Origin of the sequence: Arthrobacter sp. AZCC_0090, from assembly GCF_014207375.1 — a bacterium.
In the GTDB taxonomy this organism is placed as follows: Bacteria; Actinomycetota; Actinomycetes; order Actinomycetales; family Micrococcaceae; genus Arthrobacter.
The window spans coordinates 1-24,486 of the sequence record NZ_JACHEE010000004.1; the positions used below are offsets into that span (position 1 = coordinate 1).

Sequence of the window (24,486 nt, forward strand, 5' to 3'; positions counted from 1 at the left end):
ACGATGACGCAGTTGCCATTGGCTAGAAGTTAAACCACCTTCTCCTTCAGAGGACTTTCACCTCCAAGCAAATGCCCATGCTGGGCATACCAAAAAAGCAGGGCCGGTCAATGGACCGGCCCTGCTTTTTGAAATCCGAAGCTTAGAGAGCCTGGATGTTTACTGCCTGGGGACCCTTGGGGCCCTGCTCGACGTCGAAGGAAACCTTCTGGTTCTCTTCGAGGGAGCGGTAGCCGCCCGAGTTAATTGCAGAGTAGTGAGCGAAAACGTCCTGGCTGCCATCTTCCGGGGAGATGAAGCCAAAGCCCTTTTCGGAGTTGAACCACTTGACGATACCTGTAGCCATTTTTTCAGTTTCCTTACTGAAGGTGGAGGTTGTCCCGACTGTCGGGCCTCCGGTGTGGGGTGTTCTCCACCGTTACTTCAGAAGGTCGCGGTTGATGAACCGCGGGAACTGCCTGAACTACCAAATGCCAAACACAACAACAGCTACAAGCATACAGGGGTTTGAGCAGATGGCTACTATTTGTCAAAATTCTTCGTCTGCTGCCCGCCTCCCACCGGGCGAGCGCTGACGTGGATCAATTGAGTGGCATGCCAAAATTCGGGAGTGCTACGATTGCTACGGAGGCAATGATGACTACGATCCCGCACCGCGAACTACGCAACAACAGCAGCAAAATTCTCGAGCGCGTCAAAAACGGCGAAGTCATCGACGTGACCAACAACGGGGAAATTGCGGCCACACTCATACCGCCGTCGGCGTCACCCTTCGAACGGTTGCTGCAGTCGGGCGCCGTCCGCCCCGCTACCGGGAGTCCTGTCGACTTCAGGCTTGTGCCCCGCATGAAGAGCGAGAAGAGCACGTCGGACATGCTGGCCGATCTGCGTGGTGATCGGTGATCACCTATGTGGACACCTCTGCCGTCCTCAAGCTTCTGGTCGAGGAATCGGAATCAGCTCGCCTCGCCGAGCATCTTTCTACTACTGCCGCAGCAACAGGGCATCGCCTTGTCGCATCAATGCTGCTCTACACCGAACTCCATTGCGCGGCGCGTCGGCGAGGCTTGGACGCGGAAGCGGTGAATACCGTGCTCGGCGGCATCAATCTGGTCGATGTTACTCGCTCTGACCTGATGTACGCGGCCGCCCTTCCTGGCCGCTTGCGGAGTGCTGACGCGATCCATCTCGCAACAGCCATCAGGCTCCAGGCGGATCTGATGATCGCTTACGACGTCGAACTCCTTGCCGCGGCTGTCGATGCCGGTGTCGCTGTCCTGTCGGCCGGAAAATAGCCCGCCTCCCCCTCCTTTGGCGCACCAACCGGCGTAGAGTTCCGCCATGGAGCCGATTCGGGTGGTCCTTCTTCCAGGGAGCGTTCTTCCAGCCCAACCCGCTTATGGCGCGCTGATCGAGGCGTTGGGGCCCGACGTCGACGCCGTCGCGAAGGACCTGGAGCTGTACGACGGCGATGATCCGCCGCCGGACTGGAGCCTTGACACCGAGATCGACGGCGTGCTCCGCGAGGCGGACGCGCGTGGGTGGGACACGTTCCATCTGCTCGGTTATTCGGGAGGCGGAGCCGCCTCTTTGGCGTTCACCGCCAAGCACCCCGAGCGCCTGCTTAGCCTTACGCTTCTGGAGCCCGCCTGGGCCGGCAGTTGGGACTGGAGTCCGGCGCACGCCCAGCTCTGGAAGGAATATGAAGCGCTGGAGGCGCTGCCACCTGCGCAGTTCATGGCCGCGTTCATGAAGCTGTCAGTGAAGCCCGACGTCGTCCTTCCGCCTCCGCCCGAAGGCGGACCGCCGCCGTGGATGGCCAAGCGGCCCGGCGGGATCAGGGCGTTCTTGCGGGACTTCAAGATTTACGATCTGGACCGGGCTCGGCTGGCCGCGTTTAATCGGCCGGTGTTCTTCGTCCTCGGCGGCCTGAGCAATCCAGATGACTACGGCGAGGTTGCCGAGCGACTGTCCACGGTATTCCCGGACTTCCGACTTGAGGTGTTCCCGGACCGCCACCACTTCGACCCCCCGCACCGGATCGAGCCCGACCGGCTGGGCGCGTTGCTGCGCGAGCACTGGGAACACGCGGATCGCGTCGTTTGACGTGGTCGGGCCGCGGCCAAGCAAGCTATCCCTGGGCTTGTTACACTGGATGATGAATCCATAAAACAGTCAAGCAATGGCTTGTTGTGTTGGGCAGGGAGGCAGGCATGGAAGAGTTCTCGGATTTCCGGGCACCGCTGTACGAGGTGAAGGCCAATCTGTTCAAAGGACTGGCCCACCCGGTGCGGATCCGGGTACTGGAGCTGCTGTCGGCGGCGCCCGAAGTGTCGGTGACGGAGCTTCTGGCCGCGACGGGGCTGGAGGCCTCGCATCTGTCCCAGCACTTGGCGGTGCTGCGCCGGTATCACCTTGTCAAGGGAGAGCGGCGGGCGCTCCAGATGTTCTACACGCTGGCGTACCCGCAGGTTGCGGAGCTCCTTTCCGTGGCGAGACTGCTGCTCAAAGAGATACTGCATACCACCAGGGAACAGCTTGAGTCCTCAGAGACGGCCCTTCCAGCAGCAACAACGGCAAGCACACGGTGAAAATCCTGGTCGCGGCCCGGGCATTCTTGCCAGGTCGGCAGGACTACGTGCTTTTGCCGCGTACCTGGAAAGGGGATCTAGTTGCCGGTGTCACCGTCGGCATCGTCGCGCTGCCGTTGGCTCTGGCGTTCGGGGTCAGCTCGGGCGCCGGTGCGGCAAGCGGGCTGATCACCGCCGTTATCGCCGGCGTCATCGCGGCCGTATTCGGCGGCTCCAACATCCAGGTTTCGGGACCCACGGGAGCCATGGTGGTGGTTCTGGGGCCGGTGATCGCCGCCCACGGGCTCGGTGCGCTGGCCGCGGTCTCGGTCCTTGCCGGGGTGATCGTGGTTGCCGCGGGGCTGCTCAAACTCGGGCGGGTGGTGACGTTCCTGCCGTGGCCGGTAATTGAGGGCTTCACCGTCGGAATCGCGGTGATCATCTTCCTGCAACAGGTTCCTGCCGCGTTCGGCGTCAAGCCGGGACCAAGCAGTAATGCTGTCGTCTCAGCCGTGCAGGCCCTCGGAACCGCGTCCCTGACCTCGATTCTTGCCCCGTTTGCCGTGGTGGGATTGGTGGCGGTGATCATGATTGCTGCGCCGCGGATCCACCCCCGGCTCCCGGGCTCGCTCATCGCGATCATCATCGCCAGTGTGGCCGCGCAGCTGCTGGATCTACCTGTCGCCAGGATCGGGGCCCTGCCCGATTCCCTGCCTGCCCCGCTGATGCCTGCCCTGGACCTGCCGACGATCACGGCGCTGGCCGGGTCTGCGGGCACGATCGCGGCCCTTGCAGCGATCGAGTCGCTGCTCTCGGCACGCGTCGCGGCGTCGATCTCCGATACCGGCCCCTATGACGCGGATCGTGAACTCCTGGGCCAGGGCTTGGCATCCGTTGCTTCCGGATTCTTCGGCGGCATGCCAGCCACAGGGGCCATCGCCCGCACCGCAGTGAATATCCGCTCGGGGGGCAGGACCCGTTTAGCCGCCATCACCCATGCACTGGTCCTCCTGGCCGTGGTGTACCTGGCCACGGGCCCGGTTTCCCGCATCCCGCTTGCCGCCCTGGCCGGTGTGCTGATGGTCACCGCGACACGCATGGTTTCCATCAGGACTCTGCGCAGCGTAATCGGTTCAACCCGGGCGGACACGGTCGTCTTCTTCGTTACCGCTCTCATCACTGTGTCCTTCGACCTGATCGAAGCCGTGGAAATCGGGATTGCCGTCGCCGCGTTCTTCGCCCTGCGCGCCTTGGTCCGGTCCAGCGGCGTTCACCGGGAAGAAATTCCCGGCCCGGTCCACGAAGGAGATGAGCACATCGCCGTCTTCCGGCTGGACGGGGCACTGTTCTTCGCCGCGGCCGAGCGCGTCCTGGAGCGGGTCAGCGCCATCCGGAACGTCGACGTCGTGATCATCCGCATGTCACAGCTGCAGATCCTGGACGCAACCGGAGCCAGAACCATCACAGACATCATCCAGGCCCTGGAACGCCGAGGAATCACCGTACTGATCAAAGGAATCCAGGACCGCCACCTTCGACTCGTCACCCAAGTGGGGGTCCTGGACTCCCTTCGCCACCACAAGCACCTCTTCACCGAACTTGACCCCGCCGTGGAACACGCCCGCAGCCACGTGGCCCGCGCAGCCACCGCGCGGGCTGGAAGAGGTCCCGAGCTAAACCGGGCCCCACGTCCGGCCATCGGTTACGACACCACCGAGGAATGAATCTGATGGAACCTCTGAGAACCACCCGCGTCCCGTTGACCGATCCCCGCGCTTGAAAGAAAACAAATGCCTTCCTTGAATGAAACCTTCGCCCGGATCCGGGCCGCCCACCTGCTCGTGCGCTCCATCGAGGAATGGGACACCCTCTCTGATGAGTTGCTCCGCGCTTACGACCTCAAAGACAATGAGAAATTCGAAATGCTCCGCGAATCTTTCGTTGCCGCCTGGAAGTCGGTCACTCGCAACCTCCTCACCGACACGATGAACGCCATCGGCATTACAGTCTCCCCCGCGAACCATCCGTGGGGCGTCGCCACCTTGGAACTAGACGGGCGCAGCTGCGAGCCGCTCTTGTGCTCCCCCGAAGAACTGGCTGCTCCCTCCGAGGCAGGCGACCTTTACGGCTGGCCGCGCTTACGGAGCTTCGAGGCGGTCATGGCCGGCTACGACCGGTGCCTGATTTCACTGCTCTGGCAGTCCGAGCCTGACTTCAATTCGGCGTATGAAACCAACAAGTGGTCCTAGCTGGGACTTTGATGCGTTGCGCCGATCGGCAGGTGCCGAATGGACATGACTCGATCCTGCCCCGGTGGACATGCTTGCCAGCAAAAAGGCCGAACTTTGCGTCATGCGGGTGAGTGGTAAATGTAAGCAAACTGAGTGCTCATCCGGCTAGTTTTAGGTGGCAAATGGCCGTTGCCGTGCACGCCTGCGGACTCTCACGAAAGATCAAGCTCCCGCATATAGACTCGTCGCAACGGTGCCCTGCCATGTGGCGGGCTCGGCCACCCTGAGGGGGATGCGGTCTCGATGAGTGAAGTGAATATGCCGGCACAACCGCCGGTCTTGGACATCAGCGGCTTGCGCGTCGCCTATGGCGAGCGGACCGTCGTCGACGGCGTGAGTTTTCAGATTCACCGCGGTGAGATCTTCGGCCTGCTTGGCCCCAACGGTGCAGGGAAAACGAGCACACTCAGTGCCATCGAGGGGCTGGTTAGCCCGAAGTCCGGGCAGCTGCTGGTGGACGGACTCGATGTTCGACAAGAGCCTTTGGAAGCGAAAGCGCGTCTCGGAGTCCAATTGCAGTCTTCCAGCTTCCAGGCCGAGCTCACTATTCAGCAGATCGCAAGACTCTATGGCGGCCTCTATGGGGTGAAGCTCTCGCGGGAGCAGATCCGCGAGAGCATGCGGACAATCGGGCTTGAGCAAGAACTGGGCAAGAGGTTCAAACAGTTGTCGGGCGGCCAGCAGCAACGGCTCGCGTTGTTCATCGCCACCATTCACAACCCCCTTCTTTTGCTCCTGGACGAGCCGACGGCGGGGCTGGACCCGCAGTCGCGCCGCGGACTGTGGCGTCGCATCGAAGAGCTTCGCGGTGAGGGCAACAGCATCCTCCTTACAACCCACTCAATGGAGGAAGCGCAGGCCGTGTGTGACCGGGTGGCGATCATCGACCACGGGGTGCTCCTCACGATCGGAAGACCATCGGAGCTGATCGACAAACACCGCGACGATCCACGCGTGCTTTCAGTCGCTCACGGTGCGCCCACCCTGGAAGACGTCTTCATAGGACTGACAGGAAGTGAGATCCGTGACTAACACCGGCGTCAACACTGCCCGCCCACCGCGCGGCCTTGCCATGAGCTCGCTGCTTCGCGCGGACTCCATCGTCATGCTGAACAGCAAGACCTCGCTCGTCTTGAGCGCCCTCCTGCCGATCGTCATCCTCGTGGTCACAAGCTTCGGCAAGGGACAATCACGGCTCGGTGGATCGAGCCTCCTCGTCAGCTTGGCCTTGACACTGGGCCTTCTCACCTCGTGCCTCCTCGGATACACCTTGGCCCTCGCCCACGACCGTGAGATCGGTGTGCTGCAAAGGCTCCGGGTCACGCCAGCTCCCAACTGGATGATCATAACCAGCCGCCTCGTCGTGCAGGTGGCCACCAACCTGCTCGCTTCCATCATTGTGGTCATCGTCGGCGCTATCGTTCACGGGCTGGCGCTCAACGTCGGCCAGTACCTTTTGGTGATCGCCATCGCGGTCATCGGAGCAGCCATGTTCCTGGCCATCGGGCAAGCCTTGGTCGGCTTGGTTCAGTCCACCAACGCCATCAGTGCGATCGGCCGGCTGCTCATGATCTTCCTGCTGCTCCTCGGCCTCCTCGGAGGCAGCGGCATCCTCGGCGACACGATGAAAACCATCGCCGACTGGTCCCCCGTCGGGGCCCTCCTCACACTCTTCTCCGACCTTCTGAACCAGTCTGCCTGGAGCGGTCAGGACACCAGCTCACTTCTGGCGTGCGTCGGATACATCGTCGTGTTCACCTCCATCGGAATCCGCTGGTTCCGATGGAACTCGCGTTAACGCCCGACGGCGGTTCTGCCCGGCCAGGGGTCCGCGGCACCGCTTCGGCACCTAGCCGCAGGAACGGAGCGCACTCACCGAGGCCGCGAGCGCTACCCAATTTCTCCCCCGCACCACCTACTCGCTCTTCCGGCAGCGGAGCACTGGAAAACAGTACGTAGACTCCTAAGCTGCCCGCACTCGACTGGCTGCGGCACCCTGTCCTAGGCACCGCACGGGAGCTATGCTCTGACCATTGGGGGGCGCAGGTGCTCCTGCACACCAGAAGGAGCGCTTCGGATGAGTGACTACCAGCGGCCCGACTACCAGCCCGACCAACGCCCGTGGCCGCCCCAGCCAACCGCGCACTACGAGACACAGCCAAGCCCCTGGCCCGATCTGCGGCCGGCCTATCCCCCACCGACTCGGCGCACCGAACCGCTGGCCATCGCCTCCCTCGTGTGCTCTTTCGTGATCAGCCTGCTAGGCATTGTCTTCGGGCACATCGCCCTCGCGCGAATCAGGCGGAGTGGCGACGGCGGCCGAGGCCTCGCCGTCGCCGGGTTGGTGGTCGGATACGCAGGCCTTGCGGGCGGTGTACTCGCGGCCGTACTCGCACTGACGCTCTTGTCCTCGGGAATGATCACCATGACCGCCCGGCAGTGGATCGGAAGCGGCCCGATCGAAATCAGTCCGTCGCCTACTCCACTCTTTCGGCTCCCCGACCGGGGACCGAGCCCGGCGAACATGAACGCAAACGGCGGGATCACCCTCACCGCAGGCCGACAGGTAGTGCCCGTTCCGGCGTCGAACGTCGACGCCACCACCCTCCCGTCGCCGGACCCCGCCGCCCCGACGTTCGGCAACCCGCATGCGCCAGGAATCGAGCCCGCGGCAAAGGGGCAGCCTGCCAAGGTGGTGGTGTACATGGACTTCATGTGCCCGGCCTGCGGCGCCTTCCACAGCTCCTACGTGCCCACTCTTGACCGGTTGCGCAATGAGGGGAAGATCACCGTCGAATACCGCCCCATCACCATCCTCGACAGCGAGTCGACCACCAGGTACTCTTCACGCGCGGCTGCCGCGGCCGCATGCGTCGCCGATGCGCACCCGGACAGGTATGCGGACTTCCTTTCCCAGTTGTGTGCCCACCAACCAGCCCAAGGATCGGCGGGCCTGAGCGACCAGGAGCTGAAGTCCCTTGTGGCGGCGGCCGGCGCCGATGCGTCGACGTGCATCGACAGCGGGAGGTTCCTTGCGTGGGCACGGTACTCCAACAGGCTCGCCTTGGATAGCGGGATCAATGGCGTCCCGTCCGCGTTCGTCGACGGCAAGCAGTGGGGCGGCGGCACCTCCACGGGTTTGGATTTCATCCGGTTCCTCCAGGCCGGCCTCAGCGCCCGCGAAGGCTCCGGAACATAGCGGGCGCGCGCTGACCTCCCGCCCAGATCAGGCCAATGCGGCCTCCCACGCGAACCCATCCGGATCGGTGAACGGACCGGCGTCGCTGCCGATCGCGAGTCGGTGCGATCCGGTGCCGTCGGGAGAGACTCCGGCGTCCTTGGCTAGGGCGCGTCGTGCGTAGAGGCCCAGCTTGACGGGACTCGACGGCATGGCGAACTCGACGTACTTACCGAAGCTCTTCCGTACGGCGAGGCCGCGGTCAACGTAGAAGCGTTTGCTCGCAGCGACATCCGCGGCCGCCATCAGGAGCACGATCTTGTCGACCTCCCGGGTAGCTGAACCGGTGTCCTTCTTCGCCGACGTCGCGACCTTCCAGATCGCGCCATCCGGAGCCTGCACGACGCCGCCGTAGCCCCACAACGACTTTTCGACCGGCTTCAGCGTCGTCGCGCCGGCTTCCACAGCGGAGTCGATCAGGCTGCTGACGGTGGACGGCTGCGCTACTACGAGCGAGAGTGTGAACCCACGGAACCCGGTAGTAGGCGCATCCGAGGCCCGCACGCGCACCCGCGGGCCCAATCCGAAGGCGGCGTCGTAGAAGGCGGTGGCGGCCGCGGGGTCAGGAACTTCGAGGGTGACTGATTCGATGGAGGTCATGGCAGGTCCTTCAGTGAGTTGGGTAGCTTCGTGCTTTTGACTTTATTCCGCGGCCTCCGGGATCGCTTCTCCGATCCTGACCGATGTGTTCCGTACCTAAAGACGGCGACGGCGACGACGGGTGGCGGACACCACCCCGGTGATCGCAATCGCGACGACGGCGAGGATCCCAAACCCGGACACTCCCTGTTCCCCCCAGCCGGCCCAGAGAGCAGCGCTCGGCAGCATGGCCACCGCAGGGATGGCGGCGGCGGCCAGCGCCGCGACGTTGACCGCCAGCCGAGCCCGTCTTCCCGTCCTCTGTTCACGTCGGGCGGTCCTGCGCCTCCAGTCATCCGCGATGACCTTAGGTACCCGTGCCGCATAGACGGTGACATGCACGATGATGAGCGCCAGCCAGGCCAGGAAGCTGATGACATGGATCCGCAGCAGGACCGCAGGAGCCGGCCCGGTGCCTGCGAGGGCGATGCCGCTTGCGATCACGGCCAAAGTGGAGGCCAGCAGGAGCGGTGAGAGAACCCGCATCGCCGGGCGGGGCGGTCCCTTGCGCCGGTACACCGGATCGCGGGCGTAGTAGCGCAGGAACCGCCAGCCTGTGCTGGCGGTTTTGACTGCCATGGGGCCGATGAGCAGCACGCCGACGAAAAAGTGGACAGGCATCAGGCCACGCAGCAGGACCACAGTGACGATCTCCGCCGCGAACAACACCAGCAGTACGGCACCCGTCAGCGCAGTGAGGCGCTCGTTGCCAGCCACGCCGGAGTCGCCGCGGGCTTGGGCTTCCGGGTCCTCACCGGGCGAGAGGGAATCCATTGGCATGACGGTTCCTCCTGCCTCTCACGCGTTGATGTCCTGTCACGCTTTGATGTCCTGCCGCGGGAGGACGAGGGCGCTGGCTGCGGCAAAGCCGGCAATCCACAGCACACTCGCGAGCAGGGCCGCCGGATACCCCTGGGCAGGGGCGGGGCCAACCAACGGCACCGTGGCTCCGACGATGGTGTTGAACACCCGGCCGGGGAACCATTGGGACACCTGCGGCGCCACCACGGCAATGATCCCCTCGATCACCAGGATGTAGGCGAGGGCAATCCCCACGGCGGCAACGACCGAACGGGTCAGCACTGCGATGAGCATTCCCAGGGCGCTGACGCCGATGAGGCAGAGCACCTCGTTACCGAGGAACTCCAGGAAGATGCGCAGCCCTTCGGCTGAGGTCCAGGCCGCGGTCTGGATGCCCTGTCCCTGGGCGAGGATGAGGACGAAGGCGCCGCCGACGATCAGGGTGAGCAGCATCGAGAGCAGAACGAAGAGCACGACGGCGAGCATCTTTCCCGCCAGCCACCGCAGGCGATGCGGCTCACGCACCAGCAGGTTGCGCAGCGTCCCCTGGGTCCATTCCGCCGCGAGGTTTGCGCTGACCAGAACGAGCGCAATGGCGATGATCAGGGATCGGGCCTGGCCCATGATGGCGACCAGTCCTTGGGGTGTGTGGAATGCCGCAATGAGGCCGGCCATCTCCTTGCCCGTGGCTCCGGAAGCGATCTGGTGAAAGGTCAGGTAGGCGATGAAAGTGCTCACCGCCACCATCGCCCCGGCACCGGCGAGGACACTCCAGCGCCGGAATTTCAGGACTTCGCTGAGGAACGCTCGGATGACGGAGGTCATGGACGGTCTCCTTTCACGAGAGCGAGGAACAGTTCTTCGAGACTGCCCTCTTTGACCCGGATGGCCAGATCGGTCACGCCGGCTTCGCTGGCCTTCCGATTCAGAGTCTCGGCGAAGCTTGCGGGGCAGGCGATGCGCAAGGCCCGCTCGTCCCTGGTGACCGCATAGCCGGCGCCCTCTGCGATCTGGACCACCAGCTCACGTCGGACAGCGTCTTCGGCTTCGACCGCGATCTCGACGCGCTGGGCCAGCAGGTCCCGGGCCGGGCCGCAGAACAGCGCTTTCCCCTCGTGGAGGATGACCAACCAGTCCGCGACCTGTTCCAGTTCTCCGAGCAGGTGGCTGCTGAGCAGGATGGTCTTCCCTTGGTCGCGCAGGTGGCGCAGCAGGTCACGTATCCAGATGACGCCCAGGGGATCAAGGCCATTGGCGGGCTCGTCGAGAAAGAGCAGATCCGGATCGGGCAGCAGGGCCATCGCCACACCGAGCCGCTGCTTCATTCCCAACGAATACGTTCCGACCCGATCGCGCGCCCGATCGGAGAGTCCCACCATCTCCAGCATTTCGCCGACGCGGGAACGGGAATAGCCGCCGAGGCGGGCGAGCACCCCCAGGTTGGTGCGCCCCGACAGGCTCGGGTAGAAGGCCGGGGCCTCGACTAACGCCCCTACGCGTGCAAGGTAACCGTCAGGCTCAGTCAGGGGCGAGCCCAGGATAGCCGCGCTGCCCGCATCGGCCCGCACGAGTCCCAGGAGAAGACGGAGGGTGGTGGTCTTCCCAGCCCCGTTGGGGCCGATGAAGCCCGCGATGGACCCTGCAGGAGTGGACATGGTCAGGCCATCGACGGCGGCACGCTTGCCGAAGTGCTTGCTCAGGCCCTGCGTCTCGATGGCATTCATGGGACATCTCTTCTTTCCGGACGATTGGCGATCCCGTCGAAGAAGATGCTGACCAGAGAGACTGCCCGATCGGGCGTCTGCAAGCCCTTCGCCCCCCGCATCATGCCCATGTAGAGGCCGACCAGAACGTTGACCGGCAGATCAGGGCGCACCTCGCCCGCCTCCTGCGCTTCTTCAAAGAGACCGGTGACGCGTCGCTTGATCCGGTCGAGCAAGGACAGGATCACCTGCTGGTGCTCCGGGTCTTTGAGATGTTCCCTGGCGTCGCGCAGCAGCACACTCAAACGATCATCCAGAGGCAGGGCGAGGAGTGCGGTGGTGAGCTTGGTCAGCCGTTCCCGGGCGCCTTGAGCCCCGGCAAGGGCCTGATCAATCCCGCCCACGCCCTCGTCCACGAACACCGTCCGGATCATCGTGATGAAGAGCTCTTCCTTCCCTTTGGGAAAGTGGTAATACAAGGCCGCGGACGTGACCTCGACCGCTTCGGCAAGCAGTTTCATGGACACCCCCTTGTAGCCCCTTGCCAGGAAGAGATCCGCCGCTTTGCTCAGGATCTGGCGCCGCATCTTCTGGTCCCCCGGATAAGCAGGATGATGCGTCTCCTGCTGCAATGCGCCCGCCATGATGCCCGATTCACCGCTGTTTACTAATCGATCAGTAAGTACGCGCAGAGTAACACGCGTGGACGGGGCGGGGAAGGCCCGCAAAGGGATCCTCCGGCGAGCGCAGCTACGGGTCCCGGGGAAAGTAGCGCACCAAGTGGCGCATGCCGCTGGGACCATCGAGCACACCTATACCGGCTTCTCGGTATCTCGTAAACTCAGGGGAATCGAGGGGGTGGGGCGATGAAGCTGAGGGTTCTGATGGCGGAGAGTGTCGAGGAAGCGGCCCAGCACACCATCACGGACAAGTTCACCACCGGCGAGTGATCTCTCGCCTGAGCGATGGTGAAGGGGAGAAGGGATCGAATCATGGAGACTGACCCGCTCGGACCCGCACCGGACAACCACGCGCGAAAAGTCGACACCCTTATAGTCGGCGGAGGCCAAGCGGGACTGGCCACGAGCTACTTCCTCAGCCGGGCCGGCGTCGGGCATTATGTCCTTGAACGGCGAGCCGCGCTGGGCGGCGCGTGGCAGGATCGCTGGGACGCGTTCGTGATGAACACCCCGAACTTCTCGCTGGACTTGCCCGGCATGCCGTACGCCGGCGCGGAGCCGGGGGCGTTCATGGCGCGGGACGACGTCGTGGACTATTTCCGGGATTACGCACAGAGGATCGAAGCCCCTGTCCGGACCGACATGGATGTCACGCGGATTTCGACGTCGGACGGCGGTTTCAGCGTTGAAACGTCAGGCGGTAGCTGGCGGGCACGCAATGTGGTGCTGGCGACCGGCGCGTATCAGGAACCGAAAATCCCGGCCCTTGCCGCCGGGCTTCCAAAGAGCGTCCTGCAGCTTCACACTCACGACTACCGCAATCCGGAGCAACTGCCGGACGGCGCGGTGTTGATTGTCGGGACCGGGCAGTCGGGCGGGCAGATCGCGGAGGACCTGCTCGCTGCCGGCCGTGAGGTACACCTTGCGGTGGCCACCTGTCCGGAGGCGCCGCGCCGCTACCGCGGGCACGACATCATCTACTGGATCCTGCGGGCCGGCATCCACGGACCGGAGTACGGGCTCAACACCCTGACGGTGGGGCAGTTGCCCTCCCCCGCGGCCCGGTTCGCCTGCAACCCCCTGCTCTCGGGCACCGACGGCGGCCACACCATCCACCTCCGCGAACTCGGCCGCCAGGGCATCCGGCTGCACGGGCACCTGGAGGCAGCCGACGACGGCGAACTCACGTTCACGGACGACCTCGCCGAACGCCTGGCAGCAGTCGAGGCCGGGTTCGGCCAGCGCATGGGTCGGGCGCTCGACGCCTACATCGCTGCCGCGGGGATCGACGCACCTGAACACCAGCCGGCACCGGCGGACGACTGGCTCCCCGTTTCCCCGCCCCGGGTCAACCTGGCCGCCGAGAACATCACCTCGGTGCTTTGGGCCACCGGCTACAAGCTGGACCTCAGCTTTGTGGACATCCCCGTTCTGGACGCATGGAGCTATCCACGCCACGTCCGCGGGGTCACCGAGCAGCCGGGGCTGTATGTGGTCGGGCTGCCGTGGTTGACGGGACACTACTCGTCGATCCTCGGCGGCGTGGGCGTGGATGCGGAGTATGTCGCGGGGTGCGTCGCGAGGTGCGTAGCGGGGCGGTGAGCCTGCCATACCCGAAGGTCTTTGGCCAGTATTCCACCGGCGAGCACATCGAGATTGAACGAGAAGTCTGAACTCACTTGGCGCCTGCAGGCACCTAGTATCGTCCTTTTCGACACTCATTTTCAGTCTTTTGGCACTCATTTTACGACTTTCACCACCTAGCTGCCGATTCTGGTCATAGCATTTGCCCACGGAAACTGTGGGTCTCGCTGGGACTTGTCACTGCGAGCCGGTCGCCGTGTGACAGCAAGGAAAATGACACGGCACGAGAGCGCCTTCTGAGTATCGTGCCCACGTCTGAACCTAAACCACTCATAGGGGGATTGAATGCAAGGAAAGACAAAAGCCGGACGAGCAGTCGCAGCCGGCATTATTGCACTTGGGTTGTGCCTCGCCCAGCCCACCGGTGCATTTGCAGCTTCACCCACATTGGAAGACGCTAACAACCGTGAAGCAGGGCAACGCCAAGGACTCGGCGGCCAATGTCGTCCCCACGACATTGGAAATTAGCTCTACTACCATCACCCAAAAGGCACAGCCGACGAGTGCAACGGTGTATCCGCTCGTCATGGCCGCTCCGTCGTGGGTGTACAACTTCGAGTTCCCGCTAGGCCACGGCAACAATGTAGAGCCATTTAATCTGCTCCGAACCTGTTTCAATTGCTATTTCCCGATCAACGGCGCAACATCAACCTACCCCTATGTCGGACAGGTCTTGAATCTAAAAATCCTGGTTGCCGGCGCAATTGAAGTCCCAGCACCGGTGAAGATTGGGTATGCGGGAGACTTTTATTTCCAATTCACGGCACTGGCAGGACATTTCGACGGCGAAGGATCCGTCATCAACTTCGCATCGATCCCCAAGCCCAACGGCGAGAGGGCATTGAACGTCAACGCGGCCATCGTCATTGACCGCGGGGTGTGGAACGCCGGGAACCAACTCGCCGCGCATGGCCAGTGGTACCAATTTGCCAGCAACATGTGCATGGGGCTTTGGAGGACGAATGCGTCAGCCTGCAACTGGCCTGCATTCTATCCGCCCTACTAACTAATAGGCCGTGGTTGGGGAGCCTATCGGGACTCCCCAACCACTGTCCTCTCCCGAGGCCACGCCAGTCCACCAATAACAGCTGCAACACCCGCCGGAACAAGATGCGTCCACCATGGCCACTTTGAATCCGAAACCGACGCCAAAGCCACAAGGATCAGCAAAGTCGAAGCCCCGGCAATCAAGGCCGCAATGGCCTTTTCACGGTCACGTCGAATTCTGGTCAGCCGACCGATGCCAAGGGCCAACGCAGCGATGATACAACCTGACACGGCACCGACCAGCGCGCCACCTAGCCCGCTGAGTATCGCCAAGCCCGGGCCACTGGACCCGCCCAAGAGAAGAACCACCAGCGCGTAGGCGCATCCGAACCCGGCCCCGAAGAATAACCCCCTGCTTACTGGACTGTTCAACGTTTTCTCCATCTCTGGCGGGTGTTCTGAATGCGGCAATAGTCAAAGTCTATTGCTGGCGCCACCCAAGTCGGCGCTGCACGATATCGGAATGGCAGACTCTGAAATAGTTGGGCTCTTCCCCGGCGTGGTGACGGGCGGCCCGTGCTGCGATGTGGACAAGACCGGGATTAGACAATTGTCGATCAAATCCCAGTTGGTGGCCCCGAGGACTCCGTGGGGATGGTTGTGCTTTTTTCGTGGCGTTGGTGTCACGTCGGCGGACAAAGAAGCGGTCGGGACTAGCCCGACGGGCGTCGAGGACTTCCCCCGAAACGCTCAGGGCACAACGCCCTGACGCTGGCAGCCCACATCCCGCCGTCGTATGCTTCAGGCAGTCTAGGCTTTCGATCCCCTACCCCGGAGCAGGCACATGCAGATCCCCAAACCGTCCGACGCCGACAAAGACCGCTTCCGCGCGGTGGTGCCAGACAACCCCGAAGTGGCCGTCAAGCCGATGTTCGGCAACCTGGGCGCCTTCGTGAACGGGAACATGTTCGCCGGGCTGTTCGGCCCGATGATCGGCGTCAGGCTTTCCGACGCCGACAAAGCGGCGCTGGAGGCCGAGCACCAAACGCTTCCGTTCGGCCCGGAAGGTCGTGCCATGGGCGGCTACGTCGGCCTGCCCGAGGCCTGGAGCGACAACGAAGAGCAAACGGCGGAATGGGTCGAGAAGGCCTTCGAATACGTCGCAACTCTTCCTCCGAAAGCCGCGAAACCGCGCTCGTCGAAGAAGTGATCGCCACGTTCGGCGGCCGTCAGGTACATCCGGCGCTGCCCCAGTGAACGATCAGTTCGCCAGCACGCTCAGCGGATTGGCGATGCGGAGCTGCCCGCGTTCGATCAGCCAGGTGATGGATTCCCGGACAGCTTGTTCGGGCTCGTACCGGGGAGCGTAGCCCAACAGGGACTTGGCCTTTTCGATCGTGAAGCAATGGCTGCGGTTGAGGTGGTCCCAGCTCGACTCGGCATACTCCGGTGTGGTCGATTCCCGGAAGTGTTCCCACGTGACCGTCTCCAAGGTGGCGGACTGGCCGAACCAAGCGGCGGCGATGTCGGCGTATCCGCGGACGTTGAGGGCAGTGGGGGCGACGATGTTGAAGTCCTCGCCGGCTGCCGCGTCGCGGTTCTGGATGGCTTTCTCGAACGCCTGGGCGACGTCGTCCGCGTGCACGTGGTGCATCAGTTCAGCGCCGCTTCCGGGGACTTGCAGCGGCTGGCCGGCAGAGAGTGTGTACCAAACGGCGGGGTCGAGGTTCCCGAGCGGACTGATCGGGTGCCAACCGGGCCCGACGATATGGCCAGGGTGCACGGACGTGGTGACCAGACCGCCGTCGTCGGTCTCCTCTTTCAGCATCCGTGCGATCCGGTCCTTCTGAATGCCGTACTCGCCGAACGGGGCTGCCGCCGATCCGGAACCCTCGGCGATCGGCAGCTTGAGGCTCTGGCCGTACCGCCACACCGAGCCGCAGTGCAGCAGGTGCCCGGCCTCCCCGCGGAGCCGGTTGACTAGCGAGCTCGCCGATTCGAACGTGAAACAGACCAGATCGACGACGACGTCGGCCTGCAGCGCCGCGACCCTGTCACCGAAGGTGCCGTCCCGGTCTTCCTGTTGCCGGTCGGCGACGACCTGGCGCACCTGCTGCCACTCAGGCGCGTCGCCATAGCTTTGGTGGGTGCCACGGCTGATGTTGATGACTTCATGACCGGCGCGCACCAGCCGGGGGACGAGGAAGGATCCGATGTGACCGCTGCCGCCGATGACGATGACCTTCATTGCTCTCCAGTGCTTCGTGATGATTTGGCGGTAAGCGTTTGGTTCTGGGCGGGGTGACCGGACGACGGCGGCGAGGGCCTTCGCGCGGCAAGCTGGTCGTTAGTGGCGGCCCAGCTGGCGAGGAGCGCCAACTTCTCCGCGGATTCGCTGCCCTCCTCGACGCTGTAGATCCCGATCCAGAGCCCCTTCTCCCCCGGCATCTCAAAGACGTCGTAGGTGACGTCCACGACCCCCACCACCGGGTGGTTGAACAGCTTCCGACCGGTGCGGTGCTCGTGCACGTCGCGCTCAGCCCAGTTCGAACGGAACTCCGGGCTGCGGGTGGAGAGCTCCCCGATCAATGCGGTCAGCTCGGCGTTCAGCGGATCGCGTCCCGCTTCCATGCGTAGCATTGCCGCTGTCATCTGCTTGGCCAGCGGCCAGTCCACGTAATAGTCCTTCGCCCGGGGGTCTAGGAAGATAAACCTCGCGAGGTTTGGACTGTCGGATTCGAACTGCGGTGAGTACAGCGCCCGCCCCATGAGGTTCGAGGCGACGAGGTCATGTTGACGGTTCCACACCACGGCCGGAACACTCATGCTGTCCAAAACTCGTTGCACCGATTCGCGCACTACCGGCTTCTTCTGCCCTGCCCGGGCAGGGGCGGCGGTCGTGGCGGTGCGGGCGAGTCCGAAGAGGTATTCCCGTTCGAGATCGTTGAGTTGCAGGGCATTGGCGAGGGCGTTGAGTACGTGTTCTGATGCCCCGCGGAGGTTTCCGCGCTCAAGGCGGGTGTAGTAGTCGAGGCTAACCCCTGCGAGCATGGCCACCTCCGAGCGCCGGAGGCCGGGTACGCGGCGCTGACCACCGAAATTCTGCAGATCGGTCTGGTCTGGGGTGATGTTTGCGCGGCGGGACATCAGAAAAGCCCGCACTTCATCTTTCGAACTCATACCTTCCACGGTAGGGGTTGGACCGGCAACAGTGGGAGGCCCTGCCGGGGCCCCCTTTTGGGCCTGGGTGGGGGGTCCTCAGGGGGCCTCTCAGTGTGCGCCTCGATTCGGATACCGTGAATTTGGGCCCGATGCTCGGATCGCCTCAGCGGCGCTCAGCCGTTCCGCGGTACCGCAGAGACGCGGCCCTCCCAATTCCTCAGCACGCCTCGGGCGTTGCCTTCTGTGTTCCCCAAGAAAGTGGTGCCTCAAAGCATGTCATCAACGGATCTGAAAACGGCCGGGTTGAAAAGGGCCGGGCATTCACGCGGTGGACTGCCTCCGGTGGTGTTCGTTCTCACTGCCGGGACGTTTCTGATGCAGACAACCGAGTTCTTCATTGCCGGTCTGCTGCCAGAGCTGGCGAGCGACCTCGGGGTCAGTGTTCCTCATGCGGGCCTCCTCATCACCATCTTCGCCGTGGGGATGATCATCGGTTCCCCGGCGATGATCATTCTGACCCTGCGCCTCCAACGTCGGCTGACCTTGATGCTCTCGCTACTTCTGTTCGCGGTCGGCCACGTCCTGGTCGCCGTGAGCCCGAGCTTCGAGGTCATTTTCGCGGCACGTTTTGTCACGGCCTGTGCCACGGGCGCTTTCTGGTCCGTCGCCGTCGTGGTGGCGACCCGCGCGGCAGGCCCCGCGGCCGGATCGCGCGCGCTCGGCGTCGTCATGGGTGGAGGTAGCCTGGCGACGGTGGTTGGCGTCCCGCTCGGGGCGTTCGCGGGGCAGATCGCAGGCTGGCGGGCTCCTTTCTGGGCGTTGGCCATCCTCGCGGCCGCCGCCGCGGTATTTATCATCCGCTTCGTCCCGCACGAAGGGCCTACCGGGGCGACGCCGTCCCTGAGCTCGGAGTTCGCGGCGCTCCGGTCGGGTCGATTGTGGTTGGCCCTGGCCTCCTGCGCCTTGATCATGGGAGGCGTCTTGGCGACCTACAGCTACATCGCGCCGCTGTTGACGGACCGCGCCGGCGTCCCGGCTGCGATGCTGCCGTGGGTGCTGTGCTGCTTCGGCGTCGGCGCGCTCCTCGGCAACTACACGGGAGGCAGGCTCGGAGACCACCGGCCGTACGCCACCACGATCACAGCCGCCGTTGCGGCCACGGTTTTCCTGCTCGCATTGTGTGTGTTTTCCGCGCAGGCCGTGCTTGTGGTTGTTTTGATCACGCTCGCGGGCTTTGCAGGCTTTGTGGTGAATCCCGTGGCATTCGCACTGGCGGTCAAGTTCGCGGGGAAGGCCCCGACGCTTGCGTCCGCGCTGACCACCGCCTCGTTCAACTTCGGCATTGCCGCTGGCTCGTGGGCGGCAGGCCTCGCCCTCAGCTCCGCGGCAGGCGAGACCGGGCCACCGGCAGTTGGAGCGGCGATTGCGTCTTTGACCATCGTTTCGCTCGGGGTGCTGGCGGCGAAGCAGCGACCTTCGGCATCGCTGTCCGGCGGGAACGCTGGCAGCGAGCCATCCGAGGAAACGCCGGAAGCTGTTGGCTCGTCGCGGTAATCATCCGGGCCACCGAACTCACCTTTCACGGACGACTTCCCAGAACGTCTGGCATCAGTCGAGGCCGGGTTCGGCCAGCGCAGGGGGCGGGAGCGCAAACCTAACCGACAACGTGTACGTGACGTCTACACTGAATGCAGCCGACTGCACAGTTGGCGGCCCAGCGCAAGCGGGAATTGCTTTCTCTTACGAGGCAAATCGTGGTGGAAGTATCGCTAACGTGTCTGTTGGTTGGGGTTTCTTGAACATTGGATACAACAACCAGGGCGATGTCCGGCGAAAGTCTCTCAACCAATCTATGGAGCTCTCTAACTTGGATCTTACTCTGACGCTATTCGTGCCGATGATCTTTGCTGCGATATTCCTGTACGTCCTATATGGTGTCATTTATCGTGCCGTAAAGAATGCAATCAGGGACGCTCGACGCGAACTTGATCAAACAGAACTGCCCGGTCATGATTCCGGCGGTAACGAATTGTAGGGTCTAGTGAGAAACGCATGAGTAGCAGTAATAGCAATGGCGATTCTGGCTTTGCCCCTTGTAGGCGCAGTCACCTGGATCGCTTACTGGCTGATCCGGCGGCGTAATACGGTAAAGCGCGAATCCCGAGCCCAAAGCCTTCGGTGAAGTTCGCACAGCCAGGAAGCGCCTTAGTTCATCCGAACGCTACGCCGCTACCTTCCGTCGCCTGCGGGCTGGAAGCCTTGGACGCACCGGACGCCCCGGGACAACCGCGACAACAGGCGCGCTGAAGCGGGAGGCGCGGCGGGAGATGTGGTGCGTATCCGGCCGACGACGGACAGGTGTGGGAATCTCCGGCAGCTGCTGTGCGGCCCGGGCGAAGAACCACTGCTTGGCGAATTCCACCATGACCATGTAGACAACGATCATTCCCAGTACGGCCAGAAAGAACGGGACCGGCAACGGGTCGAAGCCGAGCACGCCCGCCAGCGGTGACAACGGCAGGAAGATCCCCGCGGCGACGACGCCCAGGGATGCACTCAACAGGCCGGCCGAGGGACGGCTGCGGAAGAAGGGAACACGTCGGGTCCTGATGGCGAAAATGATGAGGGTCTGCGTGGCGATGGATTCGATGAACCAGCCTGCGCGGAACTCCCCCGGGACGGCGTTGAAGACGAACAGCATCAAGGCGAAGGTCGCAAAATCGAAGATCGAGCTGATCGGCCCGAAGAGGAACATGAACCGCCTGATGAATGCGATGTTCCAGTGCGACGGTGCCAGCAGCTGTTCCTTGTCCACGCGGTCACCGGGGATGGCCAGCTGGCCGCTGTCGTAGAGCAGGTTGTTGAGCAGGATCTGCCCCGGCAGCATGGGCAGGAAGCTCAGGACCACCGACGCCGTGGCCGCGCTGAACATGTTGCCGAAGTTGCTGGACGTTCCCATCAGCACGTATTTGATGGTGTTCGCGAAGATTCTCCGGCCCTCCATCACGCCTTCGGCCAGGACGCCCAGGTCCTTTTCCAAAAGCACCACATCGGCAGCATCCTTGGCGACGTCGGTTGCGCTGTCCACTGAGATCCCGATGTCCGCTTTGTGAAGAGCCAAGGCGTCGTTGACGCCGTCGCCCATGAAACCCACCGCCCCGCCGCTTTGGCGGAGCAAGGTGATGATGCGCGCTTTCTGCTCGGGCGAGACGCGGGCAAAGATGGTGGCTTCCCGGGCGGTGGCGGCCAGTTCGGTATCGGAGAGGGCGTCCACGTCCGCGCCGGTGAGGGTTCCGCCGGAGAGTACGCCGAGCTCGGAGCATACTTTTTCGGCGACTTTGGCGTTGTCCCCGGTGGCGATTTTCACGGAGATGCCTAGCGTGGCCAGCCGTTCGAGGGACTCTTTCGCGTTTGCCTTGGGCCGGTCGAGGAAGACGAGGAAGCCGGCCAGGACCAGGTCCTTTTCGTCATCGGGAGTGATGCGGCTCAGCCCGGCGGCTGGGCGGGTGGCCACCGCGACGACGCGCGATCCGGCGTCGAACTGTTCATCCAACATGGCCTGCACGGCGGGCGACGTCGGCCCGCAGAGGGCGAGGACATCCTCGGGGGCACCTTTGGTGACCAGGCGCGCCGGGCCGCCGGCCTCCCGCACCAGGACACTGGTGCGACGTCGCTGGTGGTCGAAGTCGATCAGGTCGAGGCGCTCGAAACGGGCGGGATCGAAAGCGTTCGCACCCGCGCTTTCCCAGAGTGCGGCATCCAGCGGGTTTTGCCCGGCGGCGGATTGTTTGGCCTCGGAGTAGTCGGTTTCGGTGGCCAGCAGACCCAAGGTGAGGAGTTCGACGTCGGACACTTCCGGTGAGGCGGGCAGCGCGCCGGTGAAGCTGATCCGCCCCTCCGTAAGGGTGCCGGTCTTGTCGGTGACCAGGATGTCCATGTCGCCCAGGTCCTCGATGCAGACCAGTCGTTTCACGAGGACTTTCCGCCGGGCGAGCTGACGCGTGCCGGTGGCGAGGCTGGTGCTCACGACGGCGGGCAGCAGCTGCGGCGTGATGCCGACGGCGATTGCCAGGGAGAACAGCAGCGACTCGATGAGCGGGCGGTGCAGCAGCAGGTTGGCGATGAAGATCAGCGTGGTGAGCCCGATGGCCACCTGCAGAAGAAGGAACGAGAACCGCTTCAGCCCGAGCTGGAATTCGGTTTGGGGCTGCCGTTCTCCCAGGCCCAGCGCGATCCGGCCGAATTCGGCGCGGCCGCCGGTAGCGACCACCACGCCGGTGCAGCCGCCGGACTGGATGACGGTTCCCATGAACACGCAGGATGCGAGGTCGCCCAGGGACGAGCCGGTCGCCACCGCGGCCGGATCCTTGCCGGCCGGGAGGGACTCCCCCGTCAAGATGCTTTCGTCGCAGAGGAGGTTCTTGGTGCTGAGGAGTCGGATGTCGGCGGGGATGATGGCGCCCAGACTCAGGTGCACGACGTCGCCCGGCACCAGGGCGGTCACGTCCACGTCCTGCGTGGTTCCGTCGCGGAGCACGACGGCGCGGTGGGTCACCCGGGAGTGCAGGGCTTCGGAGGCGCGTTCGGCGCGGAATTCGTTGGTGAAGCCCAAGCCCACGCTGACCAGGAGGATCACGCCGATCACGATCGAATTCGTGGCATCGCCCAGGAAGAGGGACAGCCCGGCCGTGATGATCAGCAGGATCAGGATGGGGCTGGCGAACTGCCGGCCCAACACCGCCCACCCGTTGGCCCGGTGGGTCCGCACGGCGTTCGGGCCGAGTTCTTCCAGGCGTTCCGCGGCTTCTTGGTTTGTCAGGCCCGCCGGGCTGGAGCCGAGGTGTTCGAGCACTTGGTCCGGTTGGAGGCATGCGGCTTCGGTGATCGGCAGCTGTGTGGAGTGCCGCTCCTGGACGTTGAGATCTGACATGCCGTATCCGTTCGAATGCAAGCCTGAGGGAGTCGCCCTTGGGATAAGGGTACGGCTTGGGGGTGGGTGGTTGGGGTGGGGCGGGAGAGTGTTGTGGGTTGGGTTGAGTGAGCGGTTGGAAGTGGGGGCGACGGCGGACGCGCGTTCACTGACAAGCGCGCCTAGGACCACGGAGTTTCTTTCGTCCAGCACTCAATTTCGATGGAAATGACACCTAAATCGGACCGGGTCCACACCTAACGGGGGCGAGGGCGCCTTATCTTGCTCTTGATGAAATTTCTCACTCTCTCCGCGGCGGTCGTGTTCCTGATCGCTGCGGTCATTGCGTTCTTCAACAACCTGGCCATGGCGGTCTTATCCCTGGCCGCGGCGGGGGCAAGCCTTGCGACGTGGTTTGTCTACAAGAAGCAATCAAAGTGAGTCTCCGTCGCAGCATCCAGGTAAAGATTGGAGCCGGACCATTGTCGGTCAAATCCAAGTTGCTAACCCCAAGGACCGTGCGGGGACGGCTGTACGTTCTTGTGGCCTCGGCGGGAGGGCTATGGGCAGCGCAATGGCTCGTTTTTTGGGTCACGTCTAGTTGGACACCCAAGCCGACAGTCGCGAGCCTGGTGATGTTCAGCATCATCTTCTTGTTCTTCGTCCTTACGCTCAAGCCGGGCGTTCCTTGGTTCCCGCCGAGAAGGGACTAGGCAGGGCATGTCGCAGCACCAACCCAGCCCGTCCGTTACGATTCCCCACAGAAAATTGCCGTGCGAATCTGCTGTGTAGCAGGGCGTTTTGGGGTTACGATCTGTCTGACCGGCACGTCGCATGCGGCACCAACTGAGCCGCGTTCCTTGGGGGCACGATGTTGGAACTGAAGCGCATCTATTGGACCCGCAAGTCGCTCCACCTCGCCATGCTCGCCTCAGTCATATGGCTCTTGGCCGCCGCCATCCTTGCCGCCACCCATTCTGCGATTAGCCAGCGACCCACCTCACTTATCGACGTCCTGCGTCCGCTGTTCGACGCCGTCCTTGCTGCGGATACCGCGCCGGGCCTGCTCATCATCGTCCTCGTTGTCGCTGCCGCCGTCATTCGCGGCAGTGACGTGCGACGTCGCGACCCGCTCCGTCGCTTCACCCGCCAGCAACGCCGGGAAGGCATGGCACGCGCCGACTGGCAGTGCGAAATGGAGGCTGGCTTTCACCGGCGCTGTTCGCGCCCTGTGGAACACGGCGATCATTTCTACCCGTGGTCAAAGGGCGGAGCAACCTCGCTACAAAACTTCGTTGCAGCGTGCAGCAGGTGCAACCGCGCAAAAGGGGCCCGGATCCCGTCCCCGGGCCAGCAGAAGAGATTGGAACGGCGGAGGTTGGTGTACGTCGACGCCCACGAACTCGTTGCGGTCGGCGAACGCAGGGAGTTGACCTAGCGGATTCTACCTTTTAGCCCCAAAATGTCCGATCTCCAAAGCAACAGATCCAGGAAGTGCGAGAGCGGGTCACCCCCTGACACTGATTGGATGAAGTCCGAGACGGGACCAGAATTTCAAGAAACGCCTCCGACGCTGCCGATGGTCAAAGTGCGGCTCCGACAAAGAGGCGACGGGGCATCCAAGAGACCGAGATAAAGCTCGAAGGCACGGATACGGGGCCGTCGAGGAATGCGTTTGCAAAGCTGCCGGGACCATTGGCAAGCGGACGAGAGCCCGTGTTGGCGGATTCCTGTCTGTGGTCCCGCGTATTCTTTCACCATGCCGCTATCAACCTGTGCCAACCCTCGCAAGAGACGAAGTCTGGCACCCTCGCTGTCATGGCGGTCACGGTTGTCCCAGCTGACAAAAGCTTGCCCGCCGT

At 63.6% G+C, this 24,486-nt stretch carries 24 protein-coding genes; 15 read left to right on the top strand and 9 right to left on the bottom strand.

The window, feature by feature from the left end:
• Positions 1 to 142: 142 nt before the first annotated feature.
• Complete coding sequence (locus HNP00_RS07330; RefSeq protein ID WP_028266315.1) at positions 143 to 346, bottom strand: cold-shock protein; 204 nt, start codon at positions 344 to 346, stop codon at positions 143 to 145.
• A gap of 290 nt (positions 347 to 636) precedes the next feature.
• On the opposite strand from HNP00_RS07330, the gene HNP00_RS07335 reads away from it, so the two are divergent.
• The 9 genes from HNP00_RS07335 (at position 637) to HNP00_RS07375 (ending at position 8,060) form a co-directional block, all read left to right on the top strand.
• On the top strand, positions 637 to 903 hold the full coding sequence (locus HNP00_RS07335; RefSeq protein ID WP_184737507.1) for a type II toxin-antitoxin system Phd/YefM family antitoxin: 267 nt from the start codon (positions 637 to 639) through the stop codon (positions 901 to 903).
• Entirely contained in the window at positions 900 to 1,295 is a 396-nt protein-coding gene (locus HNP00_RS07340; protein WP_184737509.1) for a type II toxin-antitoxin system VapC family toxin, read from the top strand. The genes HNP00_RS07335 and HNP00_RS07340 overlap by 4 nt, the downstream gene beginning before the upstream one ends.
• A gap of 46 nt (positions 1,296 to 1,341) precedes the next feature.
• Positions 1,342 to 2,106 (top strand): alpha/beta fold hydrolase, encoded by a 765-nt coding sequence (locus HNP00_RS07345; RefSeq protein ID WP_184737511.1) that lies wholly within the window; start codon positions 1,342 to 1,344, stop codon positions 2,104 to 2,106.
• Positions 2,107 to 2,213: 107 nt separating this feature from the next.
• Positions 2,214 to 2,591, top strand: coding sequence for a metalloregulator ArsR/SmtB family transcription factor (locus tag HNP00_RS07350; RefSeq protein ID WP_184737513.1), 378 nt, complete (start codon positions 2,214 to 2,216; stop codon positions 2,589 to 2,591).
• Entirely contained in the window at positions 2,588 to 4,294 is a 1,707-nt protein-coding gene (locus tag HNP00_RS07355; RefSeq protein WP_184737515.1) for a SulP family inorganic anion transporter, read from the top strand. Before HNP00_RS07350 ends, HNP00_RS07355 begins: the two co-directional genes overlap by 4 nt.
• Before the next feature lie 66 nt (positions 4,295 to 4,360).
• The gene (locus tag HNP00_RS07360) at positions 4,361 to 4,819 is read left to right on the top strand and encodes a hypothetical protein (RefSeq protein WP_184737517.1); all 459 of its coding nucleotides are present in this window, start codon (positions 4,361 to 4,363) and stop codon (positions 4,817 to 4,819) included.
• A 285-nt stretch (positions 4,820 to 5,104) separates the two neighbouring features.
• Positions 5,105 to 5,893 (top strand): ABC transporter ATP-binding protein, encoded by a 789-nt coding sequence (locus HNP00_RS07365; RefSeq protein ID WP_184737519.1) that lies wholly within the window; start codon positions 5,105 to 5,107, stop codon positions 5,891 to 5,893.
• The gene (locus tag HNP00_RS07370) at positions 5,886 to 6,659 is read left to right on the top strand and encodes an ABC transporter permease (RefSeq protein ID WP_184737521.1); all 774 of its coding nucleotides are present in this window, start codon (positions 5,886 to 5,888) and stop codon (positions 6,657 to 6,659) included. The genes HNP00_RS07365 and HNP00_RS07370 overlap by 8 nt, the downstream gene beginning before the upstream one ends.
• Positions 6,660 to 6,938: 279 nt before the next feature.
• Positions 6,939 to 8,060: a thioredoxin domain-containing protein gene (locus tag HNP00_RS07375; RefSeq protein ID WP_184737523.1), complete on the top strand. Its 1,122-nt coding sequence runs from the start codon at positions 6,939 to 6,941 to the stop codon at positions 8,058 to 8,060.
• Between the two features lie 27 nt (positions 8,061 to 8,087).
• Here HNP00_RS07375 and HNP00_RS07380 read toward each other — a convergent pair whose 3' ends face one another.
• The 5 genes from HNP00_RS07380 to HNP00_RS07400 form a co-directional block, all read right to left on the bottom strand.
• The gene (locus tag HNP00_RS07380) at positions 8,088 to 8,699 is read right to left on the bottom strand and encodes a glyoxalase (RefSeq protein ID WP_184737525.1); all 612 of its coding nucleotides are present in this window, start codon (positions 8,697 to 8,699) and stop codon (positions 8,088 to 8,090) included.
• Between the two features lie 96 nt (positions 8,700 to 8,795).
• On the bottom strand, positions 8,796 to 9,518 hold the full coding sequence (locus tag HNP00_RS07385) for a hypothetical protein (RefSeq protein WP_184737527.1): 723 nt from the start codon (positions 9,516 to 9,518) through the stop codon (positions 8,796 to 8,798).
• A 36-nt stretch (positions 9,519 to 9,554) separates the two neighbouring features.
• Positions 9,555 to 10,364 (bottom strand): ABC transporter permease, encoded by an 810-nt coding sequence (locus HNP00_RS07390; protein WP_184737530.1) that lies wholly within the window; start codon positions 10,362 to 10,364, stop codon positions 9,555 to 9,557.
• Entirely contained in the window at positions 10,361 to 11,263 is a 903-nt protein-coding gene (locus HNP00_RS07395; RefSeq protein WP_184737532.1) for an ATP-binding cassette domain-containing protein, read from the bottom strand. The genes HNP00_RS07390 and HNP00_RS07395 overlap by 4 nt, the downstream gene beginning before the upstream one ends.
• Complete coding sequence (locus HNP00_RS07400) at positions 11,260 to 11,886, bottom strand: TetR/AcrR family transcriptional regulator (RefSeq protein WP_184737534.1); 627 nt, start codon at positions 11,884 to 11,886, stop codon at positions 11,260 to 11,262. Before HNP00_RS07400 ends, HNP00_RS07395 begins: the two co-directional genes overlap by 4 nt.
• 348 nt (positions 11,887 to 12,234) lie before the next feature.
• Here HNP00_RS07400 and HNP00_RS07405 point away from each other — a divergent pair, with 348 nt between their 5' ends.
• From HNP00_RS07405 to HNP00_RS07415, 3 genes are all read left to right on the top strand, one after another.
• On the top strand, positions 12,235 to 13,524 hold the full coding sequence (locus HNP00_RS07405; protein WP_184737536.1) for an NAD(P)/FAD-dependent oxidoreductase: 1,290 nt from the start codon (positions 12,235 to 12,237) through the stop codon (positions 13,522 to 13,524).
• 448 nt (positions 13,525 to 13,972) lie between these two features.
• Positions 13,973 to 14,572 carry a hypothetical protein gene (locus tag HNP00_RS07410; RefSeq protein WP_184737538.1) on the top strand — a complete coding sequence of 200 codons (600 nt, stop codon included), beginning with the start codon at positions 13,973 to 13,975 and terminating at the stop codon, positions 14,570 to 14,572.
• Between the two features lie 825 nt (positions 14,573 to 15,397).
• Positions 15,398 to 15,763 (top strand): TfoX/Sxy family protein, encoded by a 366-nt coding sequence (locus HNP00_RS07415; RefSeq protein WP_184737540.1) that lies wholly within the window; start codon positions 15,398 to 15,400, stop codon positions 15,761 to 15,763.
• 51 nt (positions 15,764 to 15,814) lie between these two features.
• Here the strand turns inward: HNP00_RS07415 and HNP00_RS07420 are convergent, their stop codons facing one another.
• Both HNP00_RS07420 and HNP00_RS07425 read right to left on the bottom strand, forming a co-directional pair.
• A complete protein-coding gene (locus tag HNP00_RS07420) occupies positions 15,815 to 16,801 on the bottom strand; it encodes an NAD(P)-dependent oxidoreductase (RefSeq protein WP_184737542.1) in 987 nt (328 codons plus the stop codon).
• Positions 16,798 to 17,733, bottom strand: a complete 936-nt coding sequence (locus HNP00_RS07425) for a helix-turn-helix transcriptional regulator (RefSeq protein ID WP_184737544.1) — start codon at positions 17,731 to 17,733, stop codon at positions 16,798 to 16,800. Before HNP00_RS07425 ends, HNP00_RS07420 begins: the two co-directional genes overlap by 4 nt.
• A gap of 255 nt (positions 17,734 to 17,988) precedes the next feature.
• Between HNP00_RS07425 and HNP00_RS07430 the strand changes: the two genes are divergently transcribed.
• Positions 17,989 to 19,269 (top strand): MFS transporter, encoded by a 1,281-nt coding sequence (locus HNP00_RS07430; protein ID WP_184737546.1) that lies wholly within the window; start codon positions 17,989 to 17,991, stop codon positions 19,267 to 19,269.
• Between the two features lie 667 nt (positions 19,270 to 19,936).
• Here HNP00_RS07430 and mgtA read toward each other — a convergent pair.
• Positions 19,937 to 22,645 (bottom strand): magnesium-translocating P-type ATPase, encoded by a 2,709-nt coding sequence (mgtA, locus tag HNP00_RS07435; RefSeq protein ID WP_184737548.1) that lies wholly within the window; start codon positions 22,643 to 22,645, stop codon positions 19,937 to 19,939.
• A 270-nt stretch (positions 22,646 to 22,915) separates the two neighbouring features.
• Between mgtA and HNP00_RS07440 the strand changes: the two genes are divergently transcribed.
• Entirely contained in the window at positions 22,916 to 23,065 is a 150-nt protein-coding gene (locus HNP00_RS07440; protein WP_184737550.1) for a hypothetical protein, read from the top strand.
• 430 nt (positions 23,066 to 23,495) lie between these two features.
• Entirely contained in the window at positions 23,496 to 24,062 is a 567-nt protein-coding gene (locus HNP00_RS07445) for an HNH endonuclease signature motif containing protein (protein ID WP_184737553.1), read from the top strand.
• Positions 24,063 to 24,486 lie beyond the last annotated feature (424 nt).